The organism is Streptomyces qaidamensis, assembly GCF_001611795.1.
Taxonomy (GTDB): Bacteria; Actinomycetota; Actinomycetes; order Streptomycetales; family Streptomycetaceae; genus Streptomyces; species Streptomyces qaidamensis.
The window spans coordinates 6,484,931-6,501,914 of sequence record NZ_CP015098.1; the positions used below are offsets into that span (position 1 = coordinate 6,484,931).

Annotated in this window: 10 protein-coding genes and 1 pseudogene; 7 read left to right on the forward strand and 4 right to left on the reverse strand. The window is 72.8% G+C overall.

The window, feature by feature from the left end; translation table 11 throughout:
- The first annotated feature begins 16 nt into the window (after positions 1–16).
- Together A4E84_RS28980 and A4E84_RS28985 are read left to right on the forward strand one after the other, a co-directional pair.
- Positions 17–1,435: an NAD(P)/FAD-dependent oxidoreductase gene (locus A4E84_RS28980; RefSeq protein WP_062929347.1), complete on the forward strand. Its 1,419-nt coding sequence runs from the start codon at positions 17–19 to the stop codon at positions 1,433–1,435.
- Between the two features lie 141 nt (positions 1,436–1,576).
- On the forward strand, positions 1,577–2,047 hold the full coding sequence (locus A4E84_RS28985; RefSeq protein ID WP_062929348.1) for a hypothetical protein: 471 nt from the start codon (positions 1,577–1,579) through the stop codon (positions 2,045–2,047).
- On the opposite strand, the gene A4E84_RS28990 is transcribed toward A4E84_RS28985, so the two are convergent.
- Positions 2,029–2,700, reverse strand: a complete 672-nt coding sequence (locus A4E84_RS28990) for a phosphatase PAP2 family protein (RefSeq protein ID WP_062929349.1) — start codon at positions 2,698–2,700, stop codon at positions 2,029–2,031. The genes A4E84_RS28985 and A4E84_RS28990 overlap by 19 nt on opposite strands.
- 56 nt (positions 2,701–2,756) lie before the next feature.
- On the opposite strand from A4E84_RS28990, the gene A4E84_RS28995 reads away from it, so the two are divergent.
- Positions 2,757–4,430, forward strand: coding sequence for an acyltransferase (locus A4E84_RS28995; RefSeq protein WP_062929350.1), 1,674 nt, complete (start codon positions 2,757–2,759; stop codon positions 4,428–4,430).
- Positions 4,431–4,471: 41 nt separating this feature from the next.
- Here the strand turns inward: A4E84_RS28995 and A4E84_RS44775 are convergent.
- Together A4E84_RS44775 and gabT are read right to left on the reverse strand one after the other, a co-directional pair.
- Positions 4,472–4,687: pseudogene (locus tag A4E84_RS44775) on the reverse strand (phosphatase PAP2 family protein); the annotation flags it as partial.
- A 164-nt stretch (positions 4,688–4,851) separates the two neighbouring features.
- Positions 4,852–6,186, reverse strand: coding sequence for a 4-aminobutyrate--2-oxoglutarate transaminase (gene gabT / locus A4E84_RS29000; protein WP_062929351.1), 1,335 nt, complete (start codon positions 6,184–6,186; stop codon positions 4,852–4,854).
- Positions 6,187–6,438: 252 nt separating this feature from the next.
- On the opposite strand from gabT, the gene A4E84_RS29005 reads away from it, so the two are divergent.
- From A4E84_RS29005 to A4E84_RS29015, 3 genes are all read left to right on the forward strand, one after another.
- Positions 6,439–8,571, forward strand: coding sequence for a hypothetical protein (locus tag A4E84_RS29005; RefSeq protein WP_062929352.1), 2,133 nt, complete (start codon positions 6,439–6,441; stop codon positions 8,569–8,571).
- A 157-nt stretch (positions 8,572–8,728) separates the two neighbouring features.
- Positions 8,729–10,402, forward strand: a complete 1,674-nt coding sequence (locus A4E84_RS29010; RefSeq protein WP_062929353.1) for a PucR family transcriptional regulator — start codon at positions 8,729–8,731, stop codon at positions 10,400–10,402.
- Between the two features lie 120 nt (positions 10,403–10,522).
- Entirely contained in the window at positions 10,523–11,968 is a 1,446-nt protein-coding gene (locus A4E84_RS29015; protein ID WP_062929354.1) for an aldehyde dehydrogenase family protein, read from the forward strand.
- A 97-nt stretch (positions 11,969–12,065) separates the two neighbouring features.
- On the opposite strand, the gene A4E84_RS29020 is transcribed toward A4E84_RS29015, so the two are convergent.
- Positions 12,066–14,903 carry a glycoside hydrolase family 3 C-terminal domain-containing protein gene (locus A4E84_RS29020; protein WP_062929355.1) on the reverse strand — a complete coding sequence of 946 codons (2,838 nt, stop codon included), beginning with the start codon at positions 14,901–14,903 and terminating at the stop codon, positions 12,066–12,068.
- A gap of 371 nt (positions 14,904–15,274) precedes the next feature.
- Here A4E84_RS29020 and A4E84_RS29025 point away from each other — a divergent pair, with 371 nt between their 5' ends.
- On the forward strand, positions 15,275–16,960 hold the full coding sequence (locus A4E84_RS29025) for a type 2 periplasmic-binding domain-containing protein (protein ID WP_062929356.1): 1,686 nt from the start codon (positions 15,275–15,277) through the stop codon (positions 16,958–16,960).
- Positions 16,961–16,984: the final 24 nt, after the last annotated feature.

Here is a 16,984-nt window from a genome sequence, read left to right on the forward strand (position 1 = left end):
GTAGGGAGTTGACATCATGGCCCCGAGCGCCATGAACCAGTGGACCCGTTCGCTTTCCGACGCCCAGCCGGTTCCGTACTGGCTGGACGACCCCGGCCGGCCCCGCCCCGAACCCGCCCTCACCACCTCCGAGACCTGCGACCTGCTGGTCGTCGGCGGCGGCTACAGCGGGCTGTGGACGGCGCTGATCGCCAAGGAGCGCGATCCGCAGCGGGACGTGGTGCTGGTGGAGGGCCGTGAGGTGGGCTGGGCCGCCTCCGGCCGCAACGGCGGATTCTGCGCCGCCTCCCTCACCCACGGCCTGCCCAACGGCCTCACCCGCTGGCCCGACGAGATCCACAGGCTCCAGGAGCTGGGCGCCCGCAACCTCGACGGGATCGAGGCCGCGGTCGCCCGGCACGGCATCGACTGCGACTTCGAACGCACCGGCGAGATCGACGTCGCCACCGAGCCCTACCAGGCCCGTGAGCTGCGCGAGTGGCACGAGGAGACGGCCCGGCAGGGCCTGGCCGACGGCGTCGAGTTCCTGGACGCCGACGCCGTACGGGAGCAGGTGAACTCACCCACCTTCCAGGCGGGGCTGTGGGACCGCAGGGGCGTCGCCATGCTGAACCCGGCGAAGCTCGCCTGGGGCCTGAAGCGGGCGTGCGTGGAACTGGGCGTACGCGTCTACGAGCACACCCCCGCCCTCAACCTGAAGCCGTACGGCCCCGGCATGGCCGTCCGCACCCCCTACGGCCAAATCCGCGCCCGCCGCGTCGCCCTCGGCACCAACATCTTCCCGAACCTGGTCAGACGTGTCCGCTCGTACACCGTCCCGGTCTACGACTACGCCCTGATGACCGAGCCGCTCACCTCAGGACAGCTCGACTCGATCGGCTGGAAGAACCGCCAGGGCCTCGGCGACAGCGCCAACCAGTTCCACTACTTCCGGCTGTCCGCAGACAACCGGATCCTCTGGGGCGGCTACGACGCGATCTACCCCTACGGCGGCCGCGTCCGCGCCGAGTACGACGACCGCCCCGAGACCTACGCAAAGCTCGCCGGGCACTTCTTCACCTGCTTCCCGCAACTGGAGGGCGTCCGCTTCAGCCATGCCTGGGGCGGCGCGATCGACACCTGCTCCCGCTTCTCGGCGTTCTTCGGCACCGCCCACCACGGCAAGGTGGCGTACGCGGCCGGGTACACCGGCCTCGGCGTCGGCGCCACCCGGTTCGGCGCCGAGGTGATGCTGGACCTGCTGGCGGGGGAGCGCACCGAGCTCACCGAGCTGGAGATGGTCCGCAGGAAGCCCCTGCCGTTCCCGCCGGAGCCGTTCGCCTGGACGGGCATCGCCCTCACCAAGTGGTCACTGGCCCGCGCGGACGCCCAGGGCGGCCGCCGCAACCTGTGGCTGCGCACGATGGACCGGTTGGGGCTGGGATTCGACAGCTGACCGACCGGGTGTGATCCGGTTCACTCCAACGAGGTGCCGGAACCCGCGTAATGGCCGGAGGGACACCCCCTTCTCCCTCGTGATGCCCTCCGGACGCCCCGCGCGTCCGTGAGGTTCGCGAGAGAGAAGGGGGTCTTTCCGATGACCGGTGCGAAGACGGCGGTGGAGTGGCTCGCATCCGTCGCACCCGATCCCGAGGCCTGCCGCTGGGAGTGGGAGCGCAACCCGCTCGGGGTGGCGCTGCTGCCGGCCGGCAGCGCCTGGGACGTGCTCATCCTGCCCGGCGAACTCGGCTACGCCACGCTCGACGTGCTGAGCCGTGTCCTGGACCGGCAGGGGCCCGTGCTCGTCGACTTCGGTGACGCGCGCATGGGCTTCTTCGTGCCCCCGGGCACCGCCGCCCGCTGGCTCGGCACCGGCATCCGCACGGCGGGCGCCGGCACCTGGATCGTCGTGCCGTACCCGGGCCGCTCCTCCCCCGGTGGCGTCCGCTGGCTGGTACCACCCGACGGCTCGGGACTGCTGACCGACCCGGCCCTGCTGGAACTGGCCATGCACGAGGCGGCGGCAGGGCTGGCGACGGAGAACGACGGTCAGGGACCTGGTGGTTGAGACCGGCCGGGCATGGTCACCGCCCGGACGGACAGCCACAGCGACGTCAGCAGCACCGAACACAGACACCAACTGCCCACCACGTCCAGCGGCCAGTGGTAGCCGCGGCGGACCAGGCCGTAGCTCGCGCCGAAGACCAGGGCGACGCAGAGGGTGATCAGGGTGCGGCGGGCCAGGGCCGTGCGGAGCCAGGGGAGCAGCAGCAGGGTCGCGCAGCCGTAGGCGACGGCGGCGGTGGCGGTGTGACCCGAGGGGTAGTAGCCGGTGCCGGGCGGGACGACCGGGGTGCCCGGGCGGTCGGTGAGTTCCTTGAGCGGGACGACCAGCGCCGGGACCAGGGCCATGAGCAGCGCCCCCGCGGCGACGGGCAGCCACCACCGGTCTCCGCCCGCGCGGCGGTGGCGTACGGCGACGTACCCGAGCGCGACGGCGAGGACGGGGACGGCGACCTGGACGTTGCCCAGGTCGGCGAGGAGTTCGGAGCAGCGGTCCGGGTTCACCAGGACACGGCTGAGCCGCTCGTCGAGCCGCACGAGCGGGCCGTCGGTGACGACCTGCCAGGTGATCACGGCGAAGAGGAGGGCCGGAAGGGCGAGCAGGAGAGCGACGGAGCCCGGGAGCGCGGTGCGTTCCTGGTTCGCGGCGATCGGCATGGGGCACAGCTTGGCACGAGCACCGACGTCCACTCGCGGCCCCTGCGGAGGATCACGTGAACCACCCGTCACCCGACGACGGCCTCTTCGAGCACTGTCCGTGGCTCTTCGCCGGACAGGCCTCGGAACGGCAGCGGGCGGCCCAGGAGCAGCGGCAGAAGCGGCTGTTCACGGGGCCCGGGGAGGTGCGACTGGGCGAGGACTGCTTCGTCGCGGAGAGCGCCGCGGTGCACCCGGACGTCCTGCACCTGGGCGACCGCTCGTACATCGCGGCCCAGGCCTATGTCACCGGCGAGATACGCACGGGAGCGGACTGCACCGTCAACCCCTTCACGGTGGTGCGGGGCACCGTCACCCTCGGGGACGGGGTGCGCATCGGCGCCCACACCGCGCTCCTCGGCTTCAACCACGGCTCCGCGCCCGACCTGCCGGTTCACCGGCAGCCGGTCACCTGCCGGGGGATCACGGTCGGGGACGACGTGTGGATCGGCTCGCACGTGGTCGTCGTGGACGGGGTCACCATCGGCGACCACTGCGTCATCGGCGCGGGGGCGGTCGTCACCAAGGACCTGCCGGCGTGGTCGGTGGCGGCGGGCAATCCGGCACGCCGCCTCCGTGACCGGCGCGAGCCGCGCGGAGCGCAGCGCCCGGCCCGCCCCGAAGCGCTCGCCGAGGAACTCAGGGCGTTCGCCCGTACCGCCCGGGCCCAGGCGACCGACCTCCTCGACCGCTCCTGGCGCCCGGACACCGGCCGCTACGCCGACCGGCCCGGCACCGCGCCGACCGTCCGGGCCCACTGCGACGCCGTCGAGATCGCCGACCTGCTCCTCGGCGACGTACCGCCGCACCTGACCGCCCCCGAACACCTGGAGCGGCTCCGGGCGTTGCAGGACCCCGCCACCGGCCTGGTCCCCGAGTACGGTGCCCCCGCGCCGCTCCCGGGCCCCGCCGGGCCGCCGGACGGCGACTGCGCCTACCACGTGCTGTGCGTCGGCTACGCGCTCGACCTGCTCGGCAGTTCCTTCGCCCACCCGGTCCACGCGGTGCGGACCACGACGGCCGGCCGGCTGGTCCGGCACCTCGGCGAACTGCCCTGGACCGACCGTGCCTGGCACGCCGGGGCGTGGGTCGACTCCTGGGCCACCGCCGCGCACTGGAACCTGCGCGCCGGAGGCGAGGCGGCCGCGCCGGGCGCGCTGGAGGCGCTGTTCGGCTGGCTGCACACCCACGCGGATCCGTGGACCGGGATGTGGGGCTCACCCACCCGGGAGTCCGGGCGCCTGCAGATGGTCAACGGCTACTACCGGCTCACCCGCGGTTCCTTCGCGCAGTTCGGCCTGCCCGTGCCGTACCCGGAGCGGGTGATCGACACCGTCCTCGACCACGCGCGCGACCCCCGCCACTTCACCCCGGGCCGGGACAACGCCTGCAACGTCCTGGACGTGATCCACCCCCTGTGGCTCTGTGCCCGGCAGACCACCCACCGGGGCGAGGAGGCCCGCGCCTGGGCGGCGTCCCGGCTCTCCGCCGCCCTGGGCCGCTGGCACCCCGGCCAGGGCTTCGGTTTCGGCCCCACGTCCGACGGCACCGGCCCGGGACGTGAACCCGGGCTTCAGGGCACGGAGATGTGGCTGGCGATCATCTGGCTGCTCGCGGACGTCGTCGGCGTCGCCGACGTCCTGGGCTACCGCCCGCGGGGGATTCACCGCCCGGAGCCCGCGAAGGCTTGACCAGAAGTCGCGATGCCGTACAAGGGGGCGGAAACGGAGGTCGGCCGCCCCGGAACAGGGGGGGTGGTTCCGGGGCGGCCGTACGGACCGGAACGTCGCGCGCCCCGGGGGGTTTGGGGCGGGCGACTGTCCGATCGGTGAGGAGATCCAGAGCCTCAGGCTCCGGTTGTGTGCGCGAGGGCACGACCAGGTCGAAGCTGGGGAGGCCCCGGCCTGATGTCACCCACAGTCCCCTGCGGGCGGGGTGTATCTCTCATCTGGGTAGAACCTACGACAGGGGCGGGGCGCAGGACAGGCCATGGGGCCCCCTGTCATCCACCTCGCACACCTTCTTCACACGCTCTGCCGCTCGCCGCCCCGGTAGCGGAACCGGGGCGGCTCACCTGCCCCGACGGGGGCTCAGATGCGCGCGTCAGGGGGTTCAGATACGGGAGAACGCCTGCTCGATGATGTCGAGGCCCTCGTTCAGCAGGTCCTCGCCGATCACCAGCGGGGGCAGGAAGCGGAGTACGTTGCCGTAGGTGCCACAGGTCAGGACCAGCAGGCCCTCGGCGTGGCACGCCTTGGCGAGCGCGCCGGTCGCCTCCGGGTTCGGCTCCTTCGTGGCGCGGTCCTTGACCAGCTCGATGGCGATCATCGCGCCGCGCCCGCGCACGTCGCCGATGATGTCGAACTTCTCGGCCATGGCACCGAGGCGGGCCTTCATGATCGCCTCGATGTTCTTCGCCTTGGCGTTGAGGTCGAGCTCCTTCATCGTCTCGATCGAGCCGAGCGCACCCGCGCAGGCGACCGGGTTGCCGCCGTAGGTGCCGCCCAGGCCGCCGGCGTGCGCGGCGTCCATGATCTCGGCGCGCCCGGTGACGGCCGCGAGCGGCAGACCGCCCGCGATGCCCTTCGCCGTCGTGATCAGGTCCGGGACGATGCCCTCGTCCTCACACGCGAACCACTGGCCCGTACGGCAGAAGCCGGACTGGATCTCGTCGGCGACGAAGACGATGCCGTTGTCCTCGGCGAACTTGCTGATCGCCGGCAGGAAGCCCTTGGCCGGCTCGATGAAGCCGCCCTCGCCGAGCACCGGCTCGATGATGACCGCGGCGACGTTCTCGGCGCCGACCTGCTTGCTGATCTGGTCGATGGCCTGCGCGGCGGCCTCGGGGCCGGCGTTCTCGGGCCCGGTCGGCCAGCGGTAGCCGTACGCCACCGGCACCCGGTACACCTCGGGGGCGAACGGGCCGAAGCCGTGCTTGTACGGCATGTTCTTCGCGGTCAGCGCCATGGTGAGGTTGGTGCGGCCGTGGTAGCCGTGGTCGAACACCACGACGGCCTGGCGCTTGGTGTACGCCCGCGCGATCTTCACGGCGTTCTCGACGGCCTCGGCGCCGGAGTTGAACAGGGCGCTCTTCTTGGCGTGGTCACCGGGGGTCAGCTCGGCGAGCGCCTCGGCGACCTCGACGTACCCCTCGTAGGGCGTGACCATGAAGCAGGTGTGGGTGAAGTCGGCGAGCTGCGCCGACGCCCGCCGTACGACGGCCTCGGCGGAGGCACCCACGGACGTCACGGCGATGCCCGACCCGAAGTCGATCAGCCGGTTCCCGTCGACGTCCTCGATGATCCCGCCACCGGCACGCGCCGTGAACACGGGCAGCACGGACCCCACGCCCTGCGCGACCGCGGCGGTACGGCGGGCCTGAAGCTCCTGCGACTTCGGGCCGGGAATGGCGGTGACGACGCGGCGCTCCTGCGGAAGTGCGGTCATGCGGGGCTCCTGGGGTGGTGCGGATGGTCTCGACGGACGCTTGGCTTCTTTTCTCGCAGGCTAGGGCGGGGACAGGGGGGTGGGCATGCTCCATGTGGGCGTTGTCGGCGGAGCGCCTTGTCCGGGGTGGACATGGCAGTCTCGTGGACCCGGTGCCCACGACCCGGCCGTGTAAGCGGTGAACTCCCCAGGGGAGGGCGTTAGATTGGCTCGCTGATGGTGGACGGAGCGGCTGGTCAGGGGGCAAGGGCGATGGACAGCGACGGGACGCAGGACGCGCGGGGTACGCATGCGAGTCCCGTACCGCGCCCGGCGGGGCCTCCGGAGGTGCCCGCGATGCCTCCCCTGCCCCCCCGGGCGCCGGTGACACCGCCGCTGCCGGACGGGTCGGCCTTCCTCGCCTGGCTGCGCGCGCCTCGGCCCGACGCCGCGCCGGGCGTGTGGCGGTTCGGCCACCGGCCGCGGCCCGCGGAGGAACCCGAGGAGATCCCTACCCGGCAGCTGCTGAGCGGGGCGCTGATCGCCTTCCTCGTGGGATGGCTGGTCTGGTCGCTGCTGCAGAACGGCTACCTCGGCACCTGGTGGTGGGTGCCGTTCGACCTGATCGTTCCCGACGCCTGGCGCGGCGGCGACAGCGATCTCGGGGAGACCGGGACGTTCATCGTCTACCAGGGTTACGAGCTGCTCGTCGCCCTGGCGATCATGGTCGGGGCGGCCCGGCTCGGCCGCTGGGGCGAGCTGTGGCGCCGCTTCGTCACCCCGCGTTTCCGCCGGTCTCAGCCGCAGGAGACCCGTACCGCGCCCGAGGACGACCCGGCCCAGTGGAACGAGCTGCGCGCCGCCGGGGCCGCCGACGCCGCCGAGCGCCTCGCCGCCGAGGCCCGCACCGGGCTGATGCGGGACGTCGACCACGCCCGGATCCTCCGAGCCTGGCAGGGCGTGCGCACCGGACGGCACAGCCTCGCCACCTTCAGCGGCGCCGTCCTCAAGGACGGCGCCGCCGCGTGCCTGCACCCCTCCGGGGAGCGCGACCTGCCCGCCCGGCTCGCCCGGCACGACCTCGTCACCGGGCAGGTGCGGCTCGGCACCACCGTGGACGACGCCCGCAACCCGTACGCCTACCGCGGCACGGGGCTCGCCCTCGGGCCCGACCTGCTCGGCACCTCGCTCGTCGTCGTCGGCCCCGCCGGATCCGGCAAGACCGGGACCGTCGTCCGCCCGCTCGCCGAGTCGCTCTGCCTGCACGCCCTCGCCGGGCGCGCCGCCGTGGTCGTCGTCGGGGCGGCCGGCGCGGGGCTCGGACCGGCCGACGCGTACGACGTGGTCGTACGGATCGGGAACCAGGACTCCGAGTACGACCTCGATCTCTACGGCGGCAGCACCGACCCGGACGAGGCCGCGGCCGTGCTCGCCGAGGCGCTCGTCGGGGACCTCGCCGATCCGCACCCCGGCAGCGACAGCCGCCGCTCCACCACCGTCCTCGCCCAGCTGCTCGGGCCGTTCCGGGCCGTGCACGGGCGTTTCCCCTCAGTACCCGAGCTGCGGCAGCTTCTGGACGGGGCGCCGGGGCCGTTCGCCGCGCTGCGGCAGGGACTCCAGGAAGCCGGGCAGGAGTCGCTGCTGCGCGAACTCGACGCCCGGGAGCGGCAGATGGGGCAGCCCGGTGACGTCGCCGGGGTGCTCGGCGACCGTGTCGCGCTGCTCGACCGGCCGGCCTTCGCCGGGTTCTTCGACACCTCCGGGCAGTCCCGGCCCTTCACGCTCAAGGCCCTCGACCACCCGGTGCGGGTGCGCGTCGACCTGCCCCAGCGCGGCCACGCCGACGCCTCCAAGATGCTGGCCCGGCTGGTGCTCGCGCAGTTCACGGCCAGTGTCGCCGTGCGCGAGGACCGGTCGCTGTTCGCCTGCCTGCTGCTGGACGACGCCACCGGCGTGGTGACGCCCGAGGCCGTGCGCGGCATCCAGCGGCTGCGGTCCGGCAACGCCGGGGTCGTGCTGACCCTGCGGACCCTGGACGACGTGGCCCGGCCGCTGCGCGGGCCGCTGCTCGGCGCGACCGGCTGCCGGATGGCGCTGTCGGGGCTCACCCCGTGGGACGGGCAGGACTTCGCCGAGGTGTGGGGCAAGGAGTGGACCGAGGCCCGCGACGTCACCGACCGGCAGATCATCGCGGAGACCCCGGCCGGCAAGGCCGTCCACATGCTGCGCCGGGTGATCACCGGCAAGGCCGCGACCGCGCGGGCGGTGACCGTGCGGCAGGTCGAGCGGGAGCGCTGGTCCGCCTCCGAGCTGGCGCACGGGGTACCGGCTGGGCACGCGGTGCTGTCGCTGACCGACGTCAAGGGCGAGCACGCGCCTCCGCTGCTGGTGAATCTGCGGGGCTGACCCCTCCTCCCGCCGGGGTGGAAGGCAGGGACCGTGGGGCCCCTTCCCACCCGTGCGGGCACGAAGGGACCGTACGGTGAGGCAGAATCGTCACAGGTCGTTCATACGCGGCGGCCAAAAGACACAGTGATCACACAGCCCTGACGCAGAAGGCCTCATGCCCCCGACGCTCGCCTCGCTCGTCCACCACTCCGCGCTGAAGCTGACCGTGCGGGCGGGCGCAGACCGCCTCGACGTGCCGGTCCGTTGGGCGCACCCCAGCGAGCTCGCCGACCCCGTCCCCTACATGGAGGGCGGGGAACTGCTGCTGATCACCGCGCTCAAGCTGGACGCCGAGGACCCTCAGGCCATGCGCCGCTACGTGCGACGGCTGGCCGGGGCCGGAGTGGCCGGGCTCGGCTTCGCCGTCGGCGTCAACTACGAGGAGATCCCCGCCGCGCTCGTCGACGCGGCCGAAAAGGAGGGCCTGCCGCTGCTGGAGGTCCCGCGCCGCACCCCCTTCCTCGCCATCAGCAAGGCCGTCTCCGCCGCGATCGCCGCCGACCAGTACCGGGCCGTCACCGCCGGGTTCGCCGCCCAGCGCGAGCTGACCCGGCAGGCCCAGGCCGGCGGGCCGGAGGGGCTGCTGGCCGCGCTGGCCGCGCAGGTCGACGGCTGGGCGGCGCTGTACGACGCCTCGGGCGCGGTCGTCGCCACGGCACCGGAGTGGGCGGCGCGGCGCGCCGCGCGCCTCACCGGTGACGTGCAGAAGCTGCGGGACCGTCCCGCGCCCGCCTCCTCCGTGGTCGGCGGCCCGGAGAACGAGGACCGGGTCGAGCTGCACACCCTCGGCACCGGCCGCCGCCCCCGGGCGGCCCTGGCCGTGGGCACGGCCGCCGCCCCGGGCACCGCCGAGCGCTACGCCGTCCACTCGGCCATCGCGCTGCTGACCCTGACCACGGAACGCTCCCGGTCCCTCCAGGCCGCCGAGCAGCGGGTCGGTACGGCGGTGCTGCGCATGCTGCTGGCCGGAGAGCCGGACCACGCCCGTGCGGTCGCCGGTGACCTGTACGGCGGGCTGCTGGACGCGCCGTTCCGGATGCTGGTCGCGGAGCGGGTGCCGGTGTCGGCGTCGGCCGCGCTGGCCCGCGCCGAGGTCCACAAGGGCGCTGCCCCCGCCGAGCGGCACTCGGCCGCCGCGCTCGCCGCGGCCGACCCCGGCGGCGACCCCCTCGCGGCCCTCGCCGACGTCGTGGAGTCCGCGGCGGCCCGGGCCGGCGAGGCCGTGCTGGTGGTGCCGGAGGGGGAGCGGCTGGTGGTGCTGGCCGCGGACGGCGGCGCCGCCGCGGCGGCCTGCGGGGAGTACGCGGCCGCCCTGGAGACGGCCCGGGCGGGGATACGCGAGAAGGTGCCGGGCGGCGAGGAGGACGAACTGGTCGTGGGCCTGTCGGCACCGGCCGGGCCCATCGCCGCGTCCGCCGCGTACAAGCAGGCCGAACAGGCGCTGTCGGTGGCGCGGCGGCGCGGGCGCGTCCTCGTGGAGCACGAGCGGATGGCGGCCGGATCGGTGCTGCCGCTGCTGGCGGACGACGCGGTGCGGGCCTTCGCCGACGGCATGCTGCGGCCGCTGTACGAGCACGACGCCACGGGCCGCGGCGACCTCGTCGCGTCCCTGCGCGCCTGGCTGTCCAAGCACGGCCAGTGGGACGCGGCGGCGGCCGACCTCGGCGTCCACCGGCACACCCTGCGCTACCGCATGCGCCGGGTGGAGGAGATCCTCGGCCGGTCCCTGGACGACCCGGACGTCCGGATGGAGCTGTGGCTGGCCCTGAAGGCGGCCACCACCGAGTAGCCAAACCGGAGTGTCCGCGTCCCGCACTGCTACGGCTCGGACAAACGCCGTTCGGTCACCTCGCCCCTACCGTTGATCCCGCAGCACAGGATCACCCCCAACGCCGAAGGGCCGGAACCCATGACCTCCACCCACGCCTTCTGGCTCGCCGGCCGCCAGGCCACCGGCGAGGACACCTTCGACGTCACCTCCCCCTGGGACGGGCGGCTCGTCGGCACGGTGAGCGTGCCGACGGACGCGCAGGTCGAGGAGGCCGTGGCCGCCGCGCACGCCGTTCTGGACGAGTTCGCCGCCACCCCCGCCCATGTCCGGGCCGCCGCGCTCGACCACGTCAGCAAGCGCCTCGTCGAGCGCACCGAGGAGATCGCGCGGCTGATCTCCGCCGAGAACGGCAAGCCGATGAAGTGGGCGCGCGGCGAGGTCGGCCGGGCCGTGTCCGTCTTCCGGTTCGCGGCCGAGGAGGCCCGGCGGTTCAACGGCGGCGAGGCCCAGCGGCTCGACACCGACCTCGGCGGCCAGGGCCGGCTCGCCCTGACCCGCCGCTTCCCGAAGGGTGTCGTGCTCGGCATCGCGCCCTTCAACTTCCCGCTGAACCTCTGCGCCCACAAGATCGCCCCGGCCATGGCCGCCGGCGCCCCGATCATCCTCAAGCCGGCCCCGGCGACCCCGCTGTCCGGCCTGATCATCGGCGATCTGCTCGCCGAGACCGAGCTGCCCGCGGGGTCCTGGAGCATCCTCCCCGTCGCCAACGACAAGATGCCGGCCCTGGTGCAGGACGAGCGGCTGCCCGTCATCTCCTTCACCGGTTCCGAGAAGGTCGGCTACGCGATCATGGACTCGGTGCCGCGCAAGCACTGCACCCTGGAGCTGGGCGGCAACGGCGCGGCCGTCGTCCTCGCCGACTGGGCGAGCGACGAGGACCTTCAGTGGGCGGCGAACCGCATCGCCACGTTCTCCAACTACCAGGGCGGCCAGTCCTGCATCTCCGTGCAGCGGGTCATCGCCGACGCCTCGGTGTACGACCGGCTGCTGCCGCGCATCGTCGCCGCCGTCGAGGCCCAGGTCACCGGCGACCCGGGCGATGACGCCACCGACGTCGGCCCGCTGGTCAGCGAGGACGCCGCCAAGCGCGTCGAGACGTGGGTCCAGGAGGCCGTGGACGCCGGGGCGCGGCTGCTCACCGGTGGCAAGCGCGACGGCGCCTCCTACGCGCCGACCGTCCTGGCCGAGGTCCCCGCCGACGTCACGATCTCCTGCGAGGAGGTCTTCGGACCGGTCCTCACCGTGCAGAAGGCGGACGGCGAGGCCGCTGCCTTCGCCGCCGTCAACGACTCCAAGTACGGCCTCCAGGCGGGCGTGTTCACCCACGACCTGCAGACCGCCTTCCGCGCCCACCGGGCCCTGGAGGTCGGCGGTGTCGTCATCGGCGACGTGCCGTCCTACCGCGCCGACCAGATGCCGTACGGCGGCGTCAAGCAGTCCGGCGTGGGCCGTGAGGGCGTGCGGTTCGCCATGGAGGACTACACGTACGAGCGGGTGCTGGTCCTCACCGGCATCGACCTCTAGCTGATGAGAACCATTTTCATGTAAGCTCCATGAAGAGGCCCGGCACCGATGCCTTCCGGTGCCGGGCCCCTTCTTTACGCCGGCCTGCTCCGGACCCTCAACCGGAGAAGCCGACGTGCGCGAGCCGCAGCGGGCCGCGCAGCCTGAGGTGCACGTCGTGGACGCCCGCGGCGACGACGGACGCGCTCAGTGAGACGTAGTCGTACGGGCCCGGGGTCGGTGCGGCGGGCGACAGCACCGCCAGGACCGGGCCGCCGTCGAGGGACAGCTCGACCGTTCCCTCGCCGGCCACCTCCACCGTCACCTCGGAGATGCCCCGCCCGAAGTCACAGGCGCGGTAGACCAGTTCGCCCGTCGCCGGGCCCGCCGGGGTCACCGCGTCGCCCGACACCTTCGTCCGGTCGACGATCTCGATGCCGTCGTGCTCGTCGAACCCGGCGGCGGGAAGGCCGTTCGCGACGACCGCGCGCGGCAGGGCCGGCTCGCCGTCGAGCGTGATCACCTCCCGCAGCCGGACGTCCTCACTGGACGCCCCGGCCAGCAGCTCGTACGCGCCCGGGGCCACGCGCCACCGGTCCTGCGCGACGTCGAAGCACCCGAAGGCGCTCAGCGGGACGTCGAAGCCCAGCTCGGCCGTCGCCCCCGGGTCGAGGGTGACGCGGCGGTGGTCCAGCAGCTCGCGGCGCGGCCGCGGCACGCAGGCGTCGACCGCCCGGGCGTAGAGCTGGGCCACCTCGTCGGCCGTGACGTCACCGGTGTTGGTGACGGAGAAGGAGACGCGCACGGTCTCCTCGCCGGCCCGGGCCGTCAGGTCGCCGTACCCGAACCGGGCGTACGACAGGCCGTGTCCGAAGGGGAACAGGGGCGTCCCCTCGAAGTAGAGGTACGTCTGGCGGGAGCCGATCACGTCGTAGTCGAGGAGGCCGGGCAGGTCGGCGTCGTCGGCGTACCAGGTCTGCGGGAGGCGGCCGGCGGGGGAGACGTCACCGGCCAGGACACGGGCCAGGGCGGTGCCGGCCGCCTGGCCGCCGTGCGCGGTCCACAGCACCGCCGGGAGCCCGGCGGGGTCGACGGCGTACGGGTAGGCGGAGACCAGCGCCAGCACGGTGGCCGGGTTCGCCGCGCGGGCCGCCCGCAACAGCCGTTCCTGGTGTTCCGGCAGGCGCAGGGTCGTACGGTCCTCGGTCTCGCGGCCGTTGATGTACGGGTCGTTGCCCGCGACCACCACGACCACGTCGGCCCCCGCGGCGGCACGCGCCACCGCATCCTCGCCCCGCTCGGCGACGACCAGCTCGAAGACCTCGGAACCTTCGTCGGCAACCTTCACGCCGTCGGCGGAGACACACACGTGGCGACCTGTCCCCAGGTGCTTGAGGAGGTGCCCGTTCCCGTGCGGTTCCAGGCGGAAGGTCTCCTGCACGATCCAGCCGCCCGGCTGGTCGGCGGAGGCGCGGAGGTAGCCGTCGTCCGCCACCGAGAGGTAGCGGCCGTCGGGGGCGCGCAGAGTGAGGACGCCCCCGCCCCAGTCGGCGAGCGCCAGTTCGGTGCCGTCGGCGTCGGTCGTGAGCGCGGGCAGGTCGGTGCGGCCCGTGAGCAGGGCCGGGTCGAGCGCGCCCTCGGCCCCGCGCGCCTCGGCGGCGGCCCCCTCGGCCACCGGCACGTGCAGGAACGCACCCGTGGAGGTCTTCAGCCGGACCCGGTCCACGCCCTCCGCGAACTCCACCCGCTCCGCGCCGAACCGCTCGTACAGGCCCTCCAGCGGGGTCGAACGGTGGATGAGGCTGCCGCTGTACCAGTCGAGCTTGCACTCGTCGGCGAGCAGGCCCACCACGGCGATCCGGGTGTCCGGGGCGAGCGGCAGTACCCCGTCGTTCTTGAGCAGCACGATCGCCTGCTCGGCGGCCTCCTGGGCGAGGGCGCGGTGCGCCGGGGTGTCGAACTCGCCGGTCGCGTCGTGCGGGTCGTACTCCGGGTCGAACTCGCCGAGCCGGAAACGGACCGAGAGCTGGCGGCGGACGGCCGTGTCGACATCGGCCTCGGTCAGCAGACCGCGCTCCAGGGCGCCGCGCAGCCGCCCGGTCATCTGCGAGGAGTCCGTGCCGTGGTCGGTGAAGCTGTCGACCCCCGCGACGAGGGAGGCGGCGGTGGCCTCCTCGTGGGTGTCGAAGTAGTGCTCGGAGTCCACCAGGTTGCTCGGCGCGCCCGCGTCCGAGCAGACCAGCAGGTCCTCCTCGGTCCAGGTCCGCAGATGCTCGGACAGGTACGGGGAGACGTGGTTGGGACGGCCGTTGACCAGGTTGTACGCCGGCATCACCCCGGCCACCGCGCCCGCCTCGACGGTCTCGCGGAAGGCCCGCAGGTCGTACTCGTGCAGCACGCGCGGGCGCACCGAGCTCGACGCAGTGGAACGGTCGGTCTCGTTGTTGTGGGCCAGCCAGTGCTTCAGCACGGGCGCGGTGCGCCAGTAGGTGGGGTGGTCACCGCGCAGACCGTGCGTGTAGGCCGTGGCGATCGCCGAGGTGAGCTTCGGGTCCTCCGAGTAGCCCTCCTCGTTGCGCCCCCACAGGGGGTGGCGCAGCAGGTTGACCGTCGGGGCCCAGACGTTGAGGCCGACCCGGTCGTCCTTGGCGCGCATCGCGCGGACCTCCCTGGACACCGCGTCGCCCACGCGCCGCACCAGCTCCGGGTTCCAGGTGGCGCCGAGGCCCACCGCCTGCGGGAACACCGTCGCCGGGCCCATCCACGCCACGCCGTGCAGGGCCTCCTGGCCGGTACGGAAGGCGGCGATACCGAGCCGCTCCACGGCGGGCGCGAACTGGTGCAGGAAGGCGGTCTTCTCCTCGATCGTGAGCCGCGACAGGAGGTCGTCGATCCGCTTGGCGAACGGCAGGCGCGGATCGCGGAACGGCGGCATGGGCGGCGGGTGTGCGGTCACGTGGGAATCCCTTTGCGATGGAGCGGCAAGACCCTTTCGAAGCGCTTCGATGCTCATTGGATGTGGGGGTGGGTGTCAAGACACACCGGTGCAACAACTCCGGGCTTTCGGTGGCATTCCAAGCGGCGAGCGCGGCTGGTTTCGATCGTGCACACCTCGGAGGAATCTTGGAATCGCCCCTTGTGCGCCCCTGGGTGTTCACTTAACCTCGCAGCAACATCGAAGCGCTTCGACTGTGAAGTCCGCCACCCGGTGGTGCACATTCCGCGTCACGCGTCGGAGTATCGCTTCGGCTCAGCCAGTTCCACTCGAGACACCGCAGCCGACGGCCCTCCGCCGGGTGTCCTGGTGCGCCATGAAGGGTTGACGCAATGACGAACGCCGCCTCCGCCTCCTCCGGACCCAGCCGGAGAAGCTTCCTCGCCTCCACGGCGGTCGCCACCGCGGCCGTGGCGGGCGGGATGCCGCTGCTCGCCGCCTGTGGTGGCGGGCAGGAGGGACAGAAGGACGGGGCCACGTCGGGCAAGAAGGCCGCGAAGATCCTCCCGGCCTTCGTCGCGTCGCAGGTCGTGACCCCGGACATCCCCTCGAAGAACGGCTCGCCGGTCGGCTTCACCAAGGCGATCCCGGCCGCCGAGCTGAAGACCTCGGTGGCGCAGAAGCTGGGCAGCGGCGGCAAGCTGACCATCATGGCCCCCTACTGGGGCGCCCCGCCCAAGGGCGACAACCCGTACTACACGGCCATGAACAAGGCCATCGGCGTGGACATCACCTGGCAGAACCAGGACGGCGTCACCTACGACCAGAAGCTCGGCGCGATCCTCGCCTCCAGCGACATCCCCGACGCCGTGGTGGTGCCCGACTGGAACCTGACGGGCCGGATACCCAGCGCGATCAACGCCAAGTTCGCCGACCTCGGCCCGTACCTGTCCGGCGACAAGGTCAAGGACTACCCGAACCTCGCGGCGGTGCCCACCGACGCGTGGCAGCGAGGGATCTTCGGCGGCCAGCTCCGCGCGATCCCGATGCCGAGCTCCTACGTCACCGGCATGGCGGCCATGTACCGCAAGGACCTCTTCGACAAGGAGGGCTACGCCGTCCCGAAGAGCCCCGAGGAGTTCCTGTCCTGGGCGAAGGAGGCGACCCGGGCCAAGTCGAAGGTGTGGGCCTGCGACGACATGAAGTGGTCGGCCCTGCAGATCTTCGGTGTCCAGCCGGGCGGCGACAAGGCGCTGTGGTGGAACATGGAGGACGGCAAGCTCGTCAACCGCATCGAGACCGAGCAGTACCTGGAAGCCCTGGAGTGGACGCGCAAGCTCTACGCGGCGAAGGTGGTCCACCCGGACGCGGTCTCGGGCAAGGCCGGCGGCAGCGCGGCCAACCGCTTCACCGCCGGACAGGTTCTGGTCTACAACAACAACATCTCCGACTGGTGGGGCAAGACCGCCGAACAGCGGACCCAGAACCCCGACTTCGAGATGGGCGTGTTCGACATCTTCGGGCCCGACGGGGGCGATCCCACGCTCTGGGCCGGCCAGCCGGGCGGCATGTTCACCTTCATCAGCAAGAAGGCGAGCAAGCAGCAGATCAAGGACTTCCTCGCGCTCTGCAACTTCTGCGCCGCTCCCTACGGCACCAAGGAGTTCATGCTCACCGCCTACGGCGTCGAGGGCACCGACTACACGGTGAAGAACGGCCTGCCGACCAAGACGCAGCAGGGCATCAACGAGGTCAGCAGCACCTACGACCTCACGGGCAACCCCGCACCGTACGTCGCCTACCCCGACTTCCCGGACATCACCCGGGGCATCGTCGAGTGGCAGCAGCGCATGGGGGCCTTCACCAAGAAGTCCACCTTCTACGGGCTGACCGTCACCGAGCCCACCCGCTGGGCCAACCTCGCCGACGACTTCGAGCAGCTCGAGGACGACGTGGTGCGCGGCCGGAAGAAGATCAGCGACGTGCAGCAGGCCGTGGCCGACTGGAAGAAGAAGGGCGGCGACGACCTGCGCGACTGGTACAAGAAGCTGCTCGACGACAACGGCTCGGCGAACTGATCCGGGGCTCAGGCAAGGAGAAGG

Coding starts and splice junctions, on each gene's coding strand:
- gabT (WP_062929351.1), bottom strand. CDS start 6,186: ATGACCGCACTTCCGCAGGAGCGCCGCGTCGTCACCGCCATTCCCGGC.
- A4E84_RS28990 (WP_062929349.1), bottom strand. CDS start 2,700: ATGCCGATCGCCGCGAACCAGGAACGCACCGCGCTCCCGGGCTCCGTC.
- A4E84_RS28980 (WP_062929347.1), top strand. CDS start 17: ATGGCCCCGAGCGCCATGAACCAGTGGACCCGTTCGCTTTCCGACGCC.
- A4E84_RS28985 (WP_062929348.1), top strand. CDS start 1,577: ATGACCGGTGCGAAGACGGCGGTGGAGTGGCTCGCATCCGTCGCACCC.
- A4E84_RS29025 (WP_062929356.1), top strand. CDS start 15,275: ATGACGAACGCCGCCTCCGCCTCCTCCGGACCCAGCCGGAGAAGCTTC.
- A4E84_RS29015 (WP_062929354.1), top strand. CDS start 10,523: ATGACCTCCACCCACGCCTTCTGGCTCGCCGGCCGCCAGGCCACCGGC.
- A4E84_RS29010 (WP_062929353.1), top strand. CDS start 8,729: ATGCCCCCGACGCTCGCCTCGCTCGTCCACCACTCCGCGCTGAAGCTG.
- A4E84_RS29005 (WP_062929352.1), top strand. CDS start 6,439: ATGGACAGCGACGGGACGCAGGACGCGCGGGGTACGCATGCGAGTCCC.